Genomic DNA, 14,833 nt, shown 5'->3' on the forward strand with positions numbered 1-14,833 from the left:
CTCTCAAGCTCGCGGCCGACGGCCGCCGACATAGGCGATTGCGCCGAGCGTCGCCAAAATCACCAGGAAGGAAAATACCGTCGTCACGGTGCCCAGTGCATAGAGCACCGGCGTCGTCACATTCGTCGTCATGCCGTAGATTTCGAGCGGCAGCGTGTTGAAGGTGCCCGAGGTCATCAGCGTGCGGGCGAACTCGTCATAGGACAGGGTGAAGCCGAACAGGCCGACGCCGATCAGGCTGGGCGCGATCATCGGCAGGACGACATGCGCGAAGGTCTGCCAGGAGGTCGCGCCCAAGTCCCGCGCGGCTTCCTCATAGGCCGGCGAAAACCGGTTGAAGACGGCGAACATGATCAGCACGCCGAAAGGCAAGGTCCAGGTCAGATGCGCCCCGAAGGCAGACGTGTACCAGGCGGGACGAAAGCCGATCTGCTGGAAGACGACGCCGATGCCGAGCGAGATGATGATCGACGGCACGACCAGGCTGGCGACGGCCAGATAGAACAGAGCGGTGGCGCCGCGAAATTTTTGCCGGAATGCCAGGCCGGCGAGCAGCGACACGACAACGGTGACGATCATCACCATCAGGCCAAGGATAAAGGAGCGTTTGAAGCTGCCGCCGAAATCACCGACCGCCTGGCGTTCGAACAGATTGGCGAACCAGTGCAGCGAAACGCCGTTCAGCGGAAAGGTCAGCCCGCCATTCTCGCCCTGGAAGGACAGGATCAGGATCGCCGAGAGCGGGCCGTAGAGAAACAGCACGAAAAGGGCGAAGAATGCCGCCAGCACGTAGAATTCAAGGGTGCGCTTGTCCCGGCTCATCGCCTCATAGCTCCTTGCGAATGTCGACGATGCGCAGGATGCCGGCGACCATCAGCAGCACCAGCACCAGCAGCACGACCGCGTTGGCGGCGGCTGCCGGATATTGCAGCAGCGACATCTGGTTCTTCATCATCAGCGCGACGGAGGCGCTCTGTCCGCCGGACATCACCTGCACCGTCGAAAAGTCGGCCATCACCAGCGTGACGACAAAGATGGTGCCGATCGCCATGCCGGGCTTGGCAAGCGGGATGACGACGTTCCACAACACCTGCCAGCCGGACGCGCCGGCGTCACGCGCGGCCTCAATCAGCGATTTGTCGATGCGCATCAGCGTGTTGAAGATCGGCGTCACCATGAACAGCGTGTAGAGATGCACCATGGCCAGCACCACGGCGAATTCGGAATAGAGCAGCCATTCGATCGGCCTCGGGATCAGCCCGATCTCAACCAGCGTCGAATTGACCAGCCCGTTGCGGCCAAGCACCGGAATCCACGAGATCATGCGTATGATGTTGGAGGTCAGGAACGGCACGGTGCAGACCAGGAACAGCACCATCTGCATGGCTGAGGTCCTGATATGGAAGGCGAGGAAATAGGCGACCCAGAAGCCGATGAACAGCGTCAGCGCCCAGACGATGGCGGCGTATTTCAGAGTGTTCAGATAGGTTTTCCAGGTGACCCACGAGCCGAGCGTGTCGGCGTAGTTGATGGTCAGGAAATCCGGGTACATCGCTGCGAAATCGTAATCCCAGAAGGAGACCACGGCGATCATCAGGATCGGCAGCAAAAGGAATGCGCCAAGGATCAGCGCCAGCGGCGCCGCCTGGAGGTAGGGGACGAAGCGGGCGACCGAGACGCGGCGGCGTTTGGCCGGTTTGGCCTTGATCATTCCAGGACGTTCGAGCACTGCTGTCATCAATATCTCGGTAGGCTGCGAGGCGGCCGGAGCTGCGTCCCTTCTCCCCTTGTGGGAGAAGGTGGATTGGCGCGCAGCGGCAAGACGGATGAGGGGTGTTGGAAGAAACTCAGCGTTGGCGATCCGTCCAACACCCCTCATCCGACCGAGCTTCGCTCGGCCACCTTCTCCCACAAGGGGAGAAGGCAAGAAGGCACTACGCCGCGATGAATTCGTTCCAGCGCCTCACCATGTAGCGGTCCTCGTCCATGACCGAGTTCCAGCAGGCGACCTTGCCCATGCGCTCGACGAAGGAGCCGCCGTCACGCACCGCGCCTGCCTTCTCCATGATCTTGCCGTCCGGCGCCATGATGTCGCCCTTGGCCGGCTTGCCGTCGACCCAGTAGCCCCATTCGTCCTCGGACATGAACTGCTTGGCCGTATCCATGGCGGCCGAGTAGTAGCCCTGGCGGTTGAGGTAGGCGCCGACCCAGCCGGACAGGTACCAGTTGATGTATTCGTAGGCGGCGTCGAGTTCGGCGCCCTTGAGGTGCGCCGCCAGGCCAAGGCCGCCGCCCCACGAGCGATAGCCTTCCTTGAGCGGCTGGTACTTGCAGGCGATGCCCTTGGAGCGCACCGCAGCGACGGCCGGCGACCACATCGACTGGATGACCACTTCGCCCGAAGCCATCAAATTGACGCTCTCATCGAACGATTTCCAGAACGCCCGGAACTGGCCGTCCTGCTTGGCCTTGATCAGGAAGTCGATGGTCTTGTCGATCTCCTCCTTGGTCATGTTGCCCTTGTCGGCATATTTGATGTTGGCCATGGCTTCCATGATCATCGCCGCATCCATGATGCCGATTGACGGGATGTTGAGGATGGCGGCCTTGCCCTTGAAGGCCGGATCCATGATGTCGGCCCAGGTGGTGATGTCGCGGCCGACAAGGTCGGGGCGGATGCCGAGCGTATCGGCGTTGTAGATGGTCGGAACCATCGTCATCCACTGGGTCGGCTGCTTGGCGAAGGTCTTGGCGTCCTGCGCCTCGACGAAGCCGACCGTATGCGGCGCGGTGCCCTGGGCGATGACGCTGTCGGGCGTCAGCTTGCCGGTGATGAACAGCGGTACGATCTTGTCGTAATATTTCAGCTTCTTGACATCCATCGGCTGCATCACGCCGGACGGATAGACCTTCTTGGCGATCCAGTATTCGATGTCGGCGATGTCGTAGCTGTCCGGCTGGGTCACCGCGCGCTGGGCGGCGGCGTCGGAATCGGTCGCAGTCATTTCCAGCGTGATGCCGAGGTCGGCCTTGCACTTGTCGGCAATGGCGTTGAGGTTCGACACGCCGGTGCCGAACTGGCGCAGCGTGATCGGGTTCTGCGCCCAGATCGTCGGGAACCCGGTGATGGTACCCGAACCGGCGGCAAGACCGACGGCGGCAGCACCGGTCTTGAGCAGCGAGCGGCGGGAAATTCCTGTCTTGTTGTCGGTGGTGTTGGTCATGTCAGTTCCCCTGTTTTGATTGGTGGTTCTGGTTCAGGAATCGAGACCGCCAAGGACGATCGCGTCCTCGGCGTCCCAGGCGATCGGCACCGCGTCGCCGACGGCGACCGGCTTGGCGAAGAAGCTGGTGTCGTCGACGATGACGGTAAAATCCTCGATGCCGGCGCCATTGACCGAGAGTTTTACGGTCGAGCCGCGATACTCGATGTTGGAGGCGATGCCGGTGAAGCCGAGCCCGGTGGCCGGCGGGTCGCCGATCCGCACGTGGTCGGTGCGAATGGCGATATCGATTGGCTCGCCGATCGCCCTGCCCTGCCCGCTGGCAGCAAGCGAGGCGCCACCCGGCACATCGAAGACAACCATGCCGTCGCGGCTGCCGCTGACGCGGCCGGAGACGACGTTGTGATCGCCCATGAAGCGGGCGACGAACGCGGTGGCCGGCCGCTCGAAGACGATGCGCGGATGCGCCGCCTGCTCGATACGGCCGTCATTCATGACCACGATCAGGTCGGCGAGCGCCATCGCCTCCTCCTGGCTGTGGGTGACGTGGACGAAAGTGATGCCGAGCGACGTCTGCAGCTTCTTCAGTTCCGCCCGCATGCGGACCTTCAGGAATGGATCGAGTGCCGATAGCGGCTCGTCGAGCAGCAGCGCTTCGGGGTCGGTGATCAGCGCGCGGGCCAGAGCGACGCGTTGCTGCTGTCCGCCCGAAAGCTGCGCCGGGCGGCGGCTGGCGTAGCCCTCCATCTGCATCAGCTTCAGCATATCGAGCGCCCTGGCGCGGCGCTCTTCCTTGCCGACGCCCTTCATCTTGAGGCTGAACGCAACATTGTCGACCAGGTCGAGATGCGGAAACAGTGCGTAGGACTGGAACATCATGGCGGTGCCGCGCCTGGCCGGCGGCAAGTCTGTGACCACCGTGTTGCCGAGACGCACGTCGCCGCTCGATATGCTTTCGTGCCCGGCAATCATGCGCAGCGTCGAGGTCTTGCCGCAGCCGGACGGCCCGAGCAGGCAGCAATAGGTTCCCGCGGGGATTTTCAAGCTGATGTCTTCGACGGCAGTCGTTGCGCCATAGATCTTCGAAACGGACACGATGTCGATTTCGGCGGCTTTGGACATCCGGCTTCCTCTCTAAATCAACTTAAGCAAAGCATCATGCATGCCAGTTGCCCTAGATCGGCCTCAAACGATTGATTCCTTGGGAAAATCAGAATTGCCTCCGGCTGCCCCTCGAAACGGCATGCCTGAGAATGCACAAATTATAGGCGATCGGCAGCGATTCTCGCAAAAAATCGTATGCAATCTTTTCCGGCATCGTATCCACTTTGGCCCTCGTGCAAGCGACCCGATTCAGGGTAGAAAGGCGCAGGGACCACCATCATGAATATAGCCGACCAGACTTTCCCTGCTGTCGACAGTGCCAACGAGGATCGCGCCCAGGCGATCCGCGACCAGTTGCGCGACGCGATCGTCGACCGCCGGCTGGCGCCCGGAACCAAGCTGTCGGAAGGCGAGGTCGGCACTTTATTCGACGTCAGCCGCACCGTGGCGCGCGCGGCGCTGCAGATGCTCTCCTTCGAAGGCCTGGTGCGGACCGAGCGCAATCGTGGCGCCTTCGTCGCCAACCCGTCGCCGGAGGAAGCGCGCCAGGTCTTCGCTTCGCGCCGGCTGATCGAGCCCGGCATAGCGATTGCCGCAGCCGGGCGGATGACGCCGGACCATGTCGCTGCCTTCAAGGCGCAGCTCGATGAAGAGGGCCGCTTCATTGCCGAACGCGGACCAAATGCAAGACGCTCGGAAATCAAGGCTTCGGGCGATTTTCACCTGCTGCTGGCTTCGGTTGCCGGAAACGCCATCCTCCAGCGCTTCATGGAAGAACTGGTGGCGCGGTCATCGCTGGTGATCGCGCTCTACGGCCGCTCGGGCGTCTCGAGCTGTGGCCATAGCGAGCACATGAATATCCTGGAGGCGCTGGAAAATGGCAATTCCGAACGCGCCAGCGCCCTGATGCTGCACCACATCGACCATATCGAGGCCGACCTCGATCTGCGTGTCAGGAGCGGTCCGGCGCTCAGGCAGGCGCTCGAGTTCTGACGCTCATTTCGACCGGAGGGACGCGAATACCGCACCCCTCAAAGCCGTTGGGCTCGGACCTTCAGGATCTGGTACAGCAAATCGCGGACGCGCCGCAGCCTCATCGACCATTTCTGGCTCATCTGCTTTCCAGTTCTGTTCGCCGACTGCCTACGTCTCAAAAAGCTTGGGCCGCCATGGCCATTCCAACCAGCGAGGTGGCGATTCCAGCGGTGCGGACCGTCGTCGGCCAACGAGCCAGCTTGACAGCGGACAGAATGCCGATCGCATGCAGCATCGACGTGGCGAGCATGAAGCCAGCGGCGTAGGCGAGGCCGCCGGCGCTCTCGGGACTCTCAAGGCCGTGGGCGTTGCCGTGGAAGAGGCCGAACAGGGCCGTCAGTGCCGCCGCGGCGGCCAGCGGCAGTGGCTTGGCGAGGCCGACCATCGCGCCGAAGACCACAAGCGACAGCGCGATGCCGGTTTCAAGCGAAGGCAGGCCGATGCCGGCCATGCCGAGCAAGGCCCCTGCGACCATGGCCGAGACAAAGAACAGCGGCACAAGGACAATGCTGCGCCCGCCGGCACGGGCGCCGATCATGCCGACTGCAACCATTGCGAGCAGATGATCCATGCCGAACAGCGGATGTTCGAGGCCGGCGAAAAAGCCGTGGACGTGAGCGCCGCCGCTATGGGCAAACGCCAGCGACGGTGTGACGGCGGCGAGAGCTGAAAGGATGCCAAGTCTTGCAAATGTCTTCATGCTTGCGAAAGTTTTCATGGTTGCACCTGTTTGATGAGAATGACGGGTTCTGGTTTCAGTGCCCGGGAACGGGGAATTGCGAAGCGGCGGAACGGTCTGCTAGGGAGCGCGCGGCGGCGAAGCCGAGCGGCTTTTGCTCGCTGCCATCGTGATAGATGAAAGCGAGGCGGCGGCGGTGCGATGTCAGGCGCGCCGGCAGCGGGTGATAGGCAACGCCGGTGCCGCCGACGAGCGGCATGACCGCGCCGACGTCGACCAGATCCTCAGTCTCGACGCGCAAGAGATGAAGCCGCACGCCGTCGGCCCTCTCGCCGACAAAGGGTATGCCGGCCAGACGCAGAAAGCTGGATGGGTCCGGCGCCCGCGCAAAGCCTTCGAGGAAGGCGGTTTCGACCAGGTCGAGATCGACCGATGCGGGATCAACCGGCAGCTCGTGAGCCTGCTCCGGCAGATGCGGCGTCTGCCATTGCAGCGGCTTGCCAGCGGGCCCATTGTGGCCGGGGGCGTGCGGATGGTCATGATGACCGTTCGGCCCGTGATGATTGTGGCCGCCGTCATGGCCATGACTGTGGTGATGATCGTCGTGCATGGTCAAAAACTCACCGGTTTGTCGATGATCGATTTGTGCTTGCCGAGATTGCCGTGGGCGACCATCGAGCCAAGCGCCTCGACGACGACGCGCACGCCGAACAGCGCGGTGATGTCCGACGTGTCGTAGGGCGGCGAGACCTCGACCACTTCCAGTCCGCAAATGCCGGGTGCCGTCACCAGCCCAAGCAGCTTGAGCGCCTCGCGCGGCAGGAAGCCGCCCGGCTCAGGCCAGCCCGTGCCGGGCACGAAACCGCAATCGAGGCTGTCGACGTCGAAAGAGATGTAGACGGCGTCGGTGTCCTTCCATGCGAGCTCGAGCGCGATTTCCGCCGCCTTCTCAAGTCCCATCTGCTCGATGTCGGCAATGGTCAGCACGTTGGTGCCGCGTTTTCTCGCCTCGGCGACGCCGTAGCGCGGGACCTGCCAGCCGCCGATGCCGAGCTGCACGAGATTGGTCGCCGAGACGTTCGGCAGGTTGGTCGCCCAATACCAGGGCGTGGTGTGCATGCGCTCGTCGAGATCCTTTTCCTGGATGTCGATATGGCGGTCGAAATGGATGATGCCGATGCGCTTCGAGGTCACATCGGCGATGCCGCGCACGCAAGGGAAACCGATCGAGTGGTCGCCGCCCAGCATGATCGGAAGCGCGCCGGACGAAGCGACATGGCTGACGCCCTTGGTGATCTGGTCAAAACTCTTTTCGAGGTTGGCGGGAATGGTGAAGACGTCGCCGGCGTCGCACAGCGTCATCTGCTCGCGCAGATCGACGCCGAGCTCGTAATTGTACGGCGTGTACAGCGCCGAGATGCGGCGTATGCCTTGCGGGCCGAAGCGGGTTCCCGGCCGGTAGGTGGTGCCGCTGTCGAAAGGAATGCCGATGACGGCAGCATCATATTTGCCGACGTCGCGGACGTTCTCGACATAGGGCGCCTTGAGAAAGGTGTTGATGCCGGCGAAATGCGGCAGCTCGCCGCGCGCGAATGTCGGGATCGACTTGTCGACGATCGACTCCGACCCTGGCAGGCCCATGTCGAGCGCCCATTGCTGCTCCTTGCGCCAGCCGCTTTCCGGCAGCTTGCCCTCAGCCTCGATGGATTTCCAGCCCTGCGTGCCGCGGGCGTCGAAATCGGGGTGGTGAAAGCGTTCCCTGGCCGCCCGGGGGACGAGCCCTGCCCGGCGGTGGCTGCGTTCGGGGATATTTCTGGACATTCACGGTTCTCCGTTACGACGCCGTCGTCGCCATTGCTGTATCCGGCCGGGTCGTCCCGACCATCGCGGCCACCTTGGCCAAGTGATGAGAGGAAGCCCGGGTCTTGCGATCGAGCTTCAAATCGTAGGTGATCGTCGCGCCGTAAGCCGACGGGAACTGCGGATCGTGGCGCACCTTGTCGAACACCAGCACACGGGTGCCGAGCTTGAAGGCCTCGCCGATATCGTGGGTGACCAGCACCACCGTCATGCCGTGCTCGGTCCAGAGCTCGGTCAGCAGGTCGTGCATCTCGACGCGGATGCCAGGATCGAGCGCCCCGAACGGCTCGTCGAGAAGCAGGATTTTCGGGCGGCCGAGCAAGGTCTGCGCAATCGCCAGCCGCTGCTGCATGCCGCCGGAGAGCGATGCCGGATAGAGGTCGCGCGCATGGGCAAGGCCAACCCGCGCCAGCATGGCTTCGGCCTTTTGCCTGGCGTTTCTGCGCCTGGCGCCGAAGACGCGGCCAAACGGCCCACCCGAGCGAAAGTCTTCGACCAGCAGCAGGTTCTGCATGGCGGTCAGATGCGGAAACACCGAATAGCGCTGGAAGACGATGCCGCGCTGCGGCGTCGGCTCGGGCACGATCGGGCCATCGCCGACGATGACGACGCCGCTGCTCTGCTGCTCCTGGCCGAGCAGGATGCGCAGGAACGTCGATTTTCCGCAGCCGCTGGCGCCGACCAGCGACAGGAATTCGCCGGCTTCGGCGGTGACGTTGACCCGCTCGAGAACGCGGGCATCGCCATAAGACTTTTCCAGCCCGTGAACGACGATGCGGCTCATCTGGCCTCCACCGGATGCGCCCAAGGGGAAATTCCCCGCGACAGCCGCACCAGCAGCCAGTCGGTGATCACGGCAAGCAGCGTGATCCAGGCGACATAGGGCAGGATGACGTCCATCGAGAGATAGCGGCGGACGAGGAAGATGCGGTAACCGAGCCCTTCGGTCGAGGCGATGGCTTCGGCGGCGATCAGGAACAGCCAGGCCGGCCCGAGCGCCAGCCGCACGCAAGTGATGAGGCGTGGCATGATCTGCGGCAGCACCAGCCGCAAGACCGTGGTCCAGCTGTTGCCGCCAAGCGTTTGCGCCTTGGCCACCAGTTCTGGTGGCAACTCCATCACCCGGTTGGCGATGTCGCGCACCATCACCGGCGCGACGCCGACGGCGATCAGCGTGATCTTGGCCGTTTCGCCGAGGCCGAGCGCGATGAACAGGATCGGCAGCAGCGCCAGCGGAGGGATGACGCAAACGACGGTGACAAAGGGCAGCAGGAACGCCCGCACCCGCGGGATGAAGCCGATGGCAATGCCGAGCGAAAGCGCGGCGACCGTGGCAACGCCCACGCCCGCGAACAGCCTGAGGAGACTGGCATAGGTGTCGACCCACAGGATGAGGTCGCCCGAGCGCTTGTCCGGCACCGTGGCAAGGTCAAGAAAGGCCGACCACATCTGTACCGGCGAAGGCAGCAGCTTGTCGCTGGGATTGACCGCCAGTCGTTGCGCCGAAGCGATCAGATAGGCGATCGCCACGAACAGGAACGGCAAGCCGCCGAGGAACAAGGCGCCGCCGCGCGAAACTTTCGCATTGATCATGCGAAGGCGCACCCTCGGCTTTGGCCGGGAAGGGCGCGTGGTGCCCTCACCGCCCGTCGCGGAGGCTTCATCCCTGGCACTCATTCCCTTGGCCAGCATGTCGGGTCAGGGCGTTGCGGTTGCCGCCTCGGCCATGAACGCTGGATCGAAACGCAGCTTGACGTTCTTGGCGTCGCCCAGCGTCGATCCGTCGGCAAAGCTCATGCCGACGACGTCGACGCTCGTCGCATTGGTGCCGAGAATGCCGTGGCTGAACAGGAAGTTGCGGACCAGATCCATCGTCTTCGGCAATTCGCTGCCTTCGGTAAACTCGACCGCCTTGGCGGGGTCGTAGAACATTGCCGTCGAGGCAAGCTGCGCGTCGAAGCCGGCGAGGTCGGTGCCGGACGCCTTGGCCATCTCCTCCTTGGCTGCCTTTCCTTCCGGCGTGTCGGAGATCATCAGGTCCATCACCTCGTACCACGCACCGACAAGCGCCTTGCCCAATGCCGGATTGTCCTTCAGCGTCTCGGTGTTGACGACCATCATGTCGATGATCTCACCGGGAACCTGCGCGGAATCGAACACGTTGTGCGCACCCGGCATGGCGACGATCTCGGAAACCAGCGGGTTCCAGGTAACGACCGAGGTGACGTCGCTGGTGCCGTAGGCGGCGACCATGTCGGCGTCGGACGTGTTGACGACGGTGATGTCCTTCTCGGCGAGCTTGACCGTGTCCAGTGCCCGCGCCAGCAGGTAATGCGAGACGGAGAGCTCGACGAGATTGACCTTCTGGCCGGCAATGTCGGCGAGCGCGGCCTTGTCCTTGAGGATCACCGCATCGTTGCCGTTGGAGAAGTCGCCGATGATCAAGGCGGTGGTGTCAACGCCGCCGCCTGCGGGGATCGACAGCGCGTCCATGTTGGTCATCGAACAGCCGTCGAAACCGCCGGCGGTGTACTGGTTGATGCTTTCGACATAGTCGTTGATGCGGGTGATCTCGACATTGATGCCGTTTTTGTCGGCCCATTTCTTCATGATGCCGCTGTCGGCGAGATAGCCCCACGGCATCCAGCCGACATAGATCGACCAGCATATCTTGAAGTCTTTCTTGGGCGCCGCGTCGGCGGCGGAAGCGATGGGAAGGCCGAGTGATGCGGCTAGGATGATTGCGGCCAGCTTGCGAAGCATTGCGTACCCCTGTTCGCGATCCGGATTGCGACCGGACTTGATGTTGGGGTTTTGCGAGCGCGCATCCGGGAGAGGTTCGCGCCAGCAAACCCGTGCAGGGTTCTCCCGGGATTTTGGCCCGCCGTGTTCCGCCGGATGCCTCAGTGCATCCCTGGCGGTCGCATCTCTTGGACCAGCACCGCTGTGTTGCGGCCGGAACCCTAGACGCTCTGCACATCACCAACTAAGCAAGGAGCATGCCAATGCCGAATAGGCCAAAAAGGCCGGCATTTGTGGAACTGTGCGGCTTCGAGCGTTCGCCCGAGTGACGCGAAAATCATCGCATCGCCGACGGATTGGGCAGTTTGCCTGATTGCTGCTAGGGGTCACCTCACGTCATTCCCCCAAAACACACGGCCCCGAGATTGCTTGGTTTTCTCGTCCAGTTTGTGCGGGACTGGACTTGATGCCATTAGCAACTCCCCGTCCCTGCCCCCTACACCCGGGTCCTCTCTGGGAGGCATACGGGCGCCGGATCCACCCGTGAGCGGACAGCCCGCTCCTACCTGCTCTTTTGCTCGATGCAATACGCCTTGTTCTGCTCGAACAATCGTTGGTCCGGATACCGCGCGAGGCCCTTGTCGTAGATCGCAATCGCCCCATCCCAGTCCTTCTTGTCTATGAACCTCCTCGCCCACCGGTCGTACGCGAACACTGCGAGTCTCTCCACGTCCGCCTCCCCTTCCGCGAGGTCCTTCAGCCTCTCGATCACAGCGAGCGCCTCCTCGTGTTTGTTGTCCCGCACGAGAGCGTTCACATCGTTGTTCAGGTAGTTCTTCGACGATCGCGCCACGTCCTGCAGGCCCGGGAACCTCTGCTTCAACGCTCGCAGAACCTCCACGGCCTTGTCCGACCCCTGCCCAGCGGCCACTTCCTTCGCCCATTCTTGCGCGAACCACCCGATGTTCCCCTGAAGCTTTTCCATCGCGGGGAACCGCCCGAGACCCGCCTCGTAGACGTCTGCCGCCTTCTCCCACTGGCCGTCCTGCATGTAACGCTTGGCCCAGCCGTCGTACGCCGCGAAGTAGAGCTCCTGCGCCTCGTTTCCCGGCAGGAACTCCTTCCCTTGGTCCACGGCCGCGAGCGCGGCCTCGAACTTCCCGTTTCCAATCGAGTCATGGACTACACGGGCCACCCCTTGGCCGCCGGACTTCCCGATGGACTCGACTCCAGGGAACTTCGCCGCGAGGGCCTTCGCGACCGCGGCGGCCGCCGGGGCTCCGCCCTTCGCATAGGCGGCTTTCGTCCACTCCTGGCCCAGGTACGCGACGTTCTGCTTGAGCATGCCCGCCTCTGGAAATCGCGCGAGCGCCTTCAGGTACACGTCCGCGGCCTCCTCCCACGCGCCGGCCTCCATGCGGTTCCTCGCCCAGAAGTCGTACACGTACAGGTACGTCTGCTCCGCGTCGCTATCCTCCAGCAGCTGCCGCCCCTTCTCCAAGGCCGCGAGCGCCTCCTCGTACTTCCCCTCCTCGACGCGCGCGTTTACGGCCCGTTGCAGTTCATTCCCGCCACTCTTCGACAGGCCCGTCAGCCCCGGAAACCGCTCCGCCATTGACTTCATCACCTCGGCCGCCGCGTTCGCGCCGCCCTTCGCGTAGGCGGCTTTCGTCCACTCCTGCGCAAGATACGCCACGTTGCCCTTGAACAGCCCCTCGCCCGGGTACGCCGCCAACCCCTTCACGTACACATCCGCCGCCATTTCCCACCGACCGTCCTTCATGTGGCGTTTCGCCCAGTCGTCGTAGACGTAAAGCGACGCCTCGCGGACGCCCGCTGTGTCTTTCATCAAATCCTTGGCCCCCTGGATCGCCGCGAGCGCCTCCTCGAACTTCCCCGCGTCGGCCAACCCGAACGCCATCCGGCGTACGTGGCTGTCCGCCGCCGAAGTCACGTGCTCGTTGCCGGGGAAGCGCGCCACGAAACCGCGCAGTGCCCCAAGGGCCCTCGCCTCACCCTCCTTCTTGGCCAGCGCGGCGGACCACTCCTGCCCGAAGTAGCCGAGCCACTTCTCGAGCTCCTTGCGCGGCTCGCCCGCGAGCGCCTCGAAGCCCGGCACGGCCGCCGCGAGCGCGTCCTCCCACCGGCCCTCCCGCATCCGTATGTCCGCCGGCCGGATGTACACGAGCGATTGCATCCCCTCGAACCCCCCGCTGGGCACCGCGGCGGCCGCTCGCTCGAGGATGGCGAGCGCCTCGGACGGCTTGCCGGCGTCCACCGCGCTGAGCGCCCACTGGCTCCAAACAGCCGAATGGTTATTGACGAGCGCCGCGTCCTTCGGCGCCAGCGCGAGGCCGGTCGTCACGACTTCCAGGGCCTCCTGGAACTTGCCGTCGCGCGAAAGCTCCGCTCCCCAGTTCGCGAGCACGGCCAGCGCGTTCTTCACCGCCGAGCCGAACTCGGGGTCGAGGCTCATCGCCCGGAAATTCGCCACGAGCGCCTCGTGGTAGCGCTTCGCCTCCGAGAGCAACACGCCCTGGTTGTAGTAGATGATCGCCGCCAGCCCCGCCTCCTCGACCTCTCGGCGCTGGTCGCGGTGCGCGTCGGGGATGTAGCGGAAGCCCGTCATCTGCTCGAACTTGGCGATGGCGGCCTTGTCCCTAGCGGGGTTGAACCCCTTGGCGTTCGTTGTCTCCACGTCCATGTGCCGCGTGCCGTCGTAGAGGATCGAGAACGCGTGGTCGGGCACCTCGATCGCGCGCACGTCCAGCCCGAGCCGCAGCGCGAGCACGTTGTAGAGCACGGCGGACGACACGCAATTGAACGTACCCGTATCCAAGATCACCGAGAGGCCGGTCTGGCGCGCCACGTAGCCTTTCGAAATCGGGCCCTTGTGGAGCCACTCGAGGAGCGCCTCGCCCTTGGCCGCGGGAGTGCGCGTGTTCGCCACCGCCGCGCGGGCCTGCTGCTCCAACGCGTCCAGGCGCTTCAGGTACTCCTTCCTTTTCCCCGCGTCGACTACGCCCGACGCCAGCAGCGCGGCCTCGGCGAACTCCACGGGCGTCAAGCGCCCCGCCTTCGCCTTCGCGAACATCGCCTTCTCGTCGTCAGAGACCGCCAACTTGAGCGATGTCGTCTTCTCGAGGCGCGTGAGCACGTCCAAGGCCTTCGCCGGAGACTCGGCGAACGCGTAGTGGCTCTTCGGCTCACCCTCCCGACCGATGACCTCCACTTCCGCCGCCGCTACCTTGCGCGCCCCGGGCTGCGGCGCGAGCCGCACGATGATCCAGCGCGCCGCGGTGGTGGGGAACTCGAACGTCTGCGGCTTGCCCTCCGCCGCAAGCGGGTCAGTGCGAAGGGACCGGAACCCGGCGTGCGCCGACGCCGTCGAGACGAGGATCTCCACGCGAGCTGCCGCGCCGCCCGAGCCCTCCGGCAGCGTGACCCTGATCCCCTCCGGCGCCACAACGCCTCCACCGAACGTGAACGTGACGTCCAGCGGTGTGGCTTCCGTCGCGTTGATCTCCGCGACCGTCTTCGCGTCGCCGTCTGTCAACCGCGCGATCGCAGTCACGTCGGCGGGAGAAGTGGTCGATTCGACCTTCGCCGACGTGAGCCGCAGCAGGTTCAACGGTTCTTCGTCGAGGGCGAACCCAGCCCGCGCCTCCAGGAGAATCGCGGCCACGGTGAGGCCGGCGAGCGCAGTTGATCGAAGCGACTTCCACTTCATGGCCTATCCTCCACATGGCTCACACCCTCCGGGATTCCTTGCGGGATTGTCCCCATCGTCAGAAGCGCAAGCCGACATTGGCCGGAACCAGTACTTGTGACAGTCGTCGGACCTTCCCGAGCTCATCTTATGCCGGATATCGGACTTTCGGGTGAGCCAGCCGTGCTGACCCTACTAAAAAGTCGGTCGTGAACAATAAGCGGGTTTCACCCGCACGATTCAGCCTGCAGATTCGACGCTCTCCATGGCCTGCTCGGCGTGACCGTTGTCATCACACGATGAGAGATTACTGACCGCAGCTCATGGCATCACACGGTCCAATTCCGTCCCGTCGGCGAGCCAGGTGAGCCGGCCGCCGCGCATTCCGTGCTCCACCCGTATTTCCAGCATCACCTGCCCCTCCGGCGGCCGAACCCAGGTATTCCCGCGCGAAAACGTCAACCTGGATATGTAGCCATC

At 64.0% G+C, this 14,833-nt stretch carries 12 protein-coding genes and 1 riboswitch; of the genes, 1 reads left to right on the forward strand and 11 read right to left on the reverse strand.

What is annotated here, in order from left to right:
* Window positions 1-3 precede the first annotated feature (3 nt).
* The 4 genes from AC0L3D_RS13865 to AC0L3D_RS13880 form a co-directional block, all read right to left on the reverse strand.
* Window positions 4-822 carry an ABC transporter permease gene (locus tag AC0L3D_RS13865; protein WP_128171910.1) on the reverse strand — a complete coding sequence of 273 codons (819 nt, stop codon included), beginning with the start codon at window positions 820-822 and terminating at the stop codon, window positions 4-6.
* Between the two features lie 4 nt (window positions 823-826).
* Complete coding sequence (locus tag AC0L3D_RS13870; protein WP_287171755.1) at window positions 827-1,711, reverse strand: ABC transporter permease; 885 nt, start codon at window positions 1,709-1,711, stop codon at window positions 827-829.
* Window positions 1,712-1,934: 223 nt separating this feature from the next.
* Window positions 1,935-3,224: an ABC transporter substrate-binding protein gene (locus tag AC0L3D_RS13875; protein ID WP_473644674.1), complete on the reverse strand. Its 1,290-nt coding sequence runs from the start codon at window positions 3,222-3,224 to the stop codon at window positions 1,935-1,937.
* A gap of 33 nt (window positions 3,225-3,257) precedes the next feature.
* Window positions 3,258-4,346, reverse strand: a complete 1,089-nt coding sequence (locus tag AC0L3D_RS13880) for an ABC transporter ATP-binding protein (protein ID WP_128171907.1) — start codon at window positions 4,344-4,346, stop codon at window positions 3,258-3,260.
* Between the two features lie 261 nt (window positions 4,347-4,607).
* Between AC0L3D_RS13880 and AC0L3D_RS13885 the strand changes: the two genes are divergently transcribed.
* Entirely contained in the window at window positions 4,608-5,321 is a 714-nt protein-coding gene (locus AC0L3D_RS13885; protein ID WP_023800160.1) for a GntR family transcriptional regulator, read from the forward strand.
* Between the two features lie 157 nt (window positions 5,322-5,478).
* On the opposite strand, the gene AC0L3D_RS13890 is transcribed toward AC0L3D_RS13885, so the two are convergent.
* The 7 genes from AC0L3D_RS13890 to AC0L3D_RS13920 form a co-directional block, all read right to left on the reverse strand.
* Window positions 5,479-6,081, reverse strand: coding sequence for a HupE/UreJ family protein (locus tag AC0L3D_RS13890; protein WP_473644676.1), 603 nt, complete (start codon window positions 6,079-6,081; stop codon window positions 5,479-5,481).
* 37 nt (window positions 6,082-6,118) lie between these two features.
* Entirely contained in the window at window positions 6,119-6,652 is a 534-nt protein-coding gene (locus AC0L3D_RS13895; RefSeq protein WP_128171905.1) for a hypothetical protein, read from the reverse strand.
* Window positions 6,653-6,654: 2 nt separating this feature from the next.
* Window positions 6,655-7,863 (reverse strand): agmatinase family protein, encoded by a 1,209-nt coding sequence (locus AC0L3D_RS13900; RefSeq protein ID WP_473644678.1) that lies wholly within the window; start codon window positions 7,861-7,863, stop codon window positions 6,655-6,657.
* 13 nt (window positions 7,864-7,876) lie between these two features.
* Complete coding sequence (locus tag AC0L3D_RS13905; protein WP_473644680.1) at window positions 7,877-8,686, reverse strand: ATP-binding cassette domain-containing protein; 810 nt, start codon at window positions 8,684-8,686, stop codon at window positions 7,877-7,879.
* The gene (locus tag AC0L3D_RS13910) at window positions 8,683-9,495 is read right to left on the reverse strand and encodes an ABC transporter permease (protein WP_473644682.1); all 813 of its coding nucleotides are present in this window, start codon (window positions 9,493-9,495) and stop codon (window positions 8,683-8,685) included. Before AC0L3D_RS13910 ends, AC0L3D_RS13905 begins: the two co-directional genes overlap by 4 nt.
* Before the next feature lie 105 nt (window positions 9,496-9,600).
* Window positions 9,601-10,665 carry a putative urea ABC transporter substrate-binding protein gene (locus AC0L3D_RS13915; RefSeq protein ID WP_473644684.1) on the reverse strand — a complete coding sequence of 355 codons (1,065 nt, stop codon included), beginning with the start codon at window positions 10,663-10,665 and terminating at the stop codon, window positions 9,601-9,603.
* Between the two features lie 100 nt (window positions 10,666-10,765).
* Window positions 10,766-10,880: riboswitch (guanidine-I (ykkC/yxkD leader) on the reverse strand.
* A 326-nt stretch (window positions 10,881-11,206) separates the two neighbouring features.
* A complete protein-coding gene (locus tag AC0L3D_RS13920; protein ID WP_473644686.1) occupies window positions 11,207-14,374 on the reverse strand; it encodes a hypothetical protein in 3,168 nt (1,055 codons plus the stop codon).
* Window positions 14,375-14,833 lie beyond the last annotated feature (459 nt).

This window comes from Mesorhizobium sp. WSM4837 (assembly GCF_055811435.1).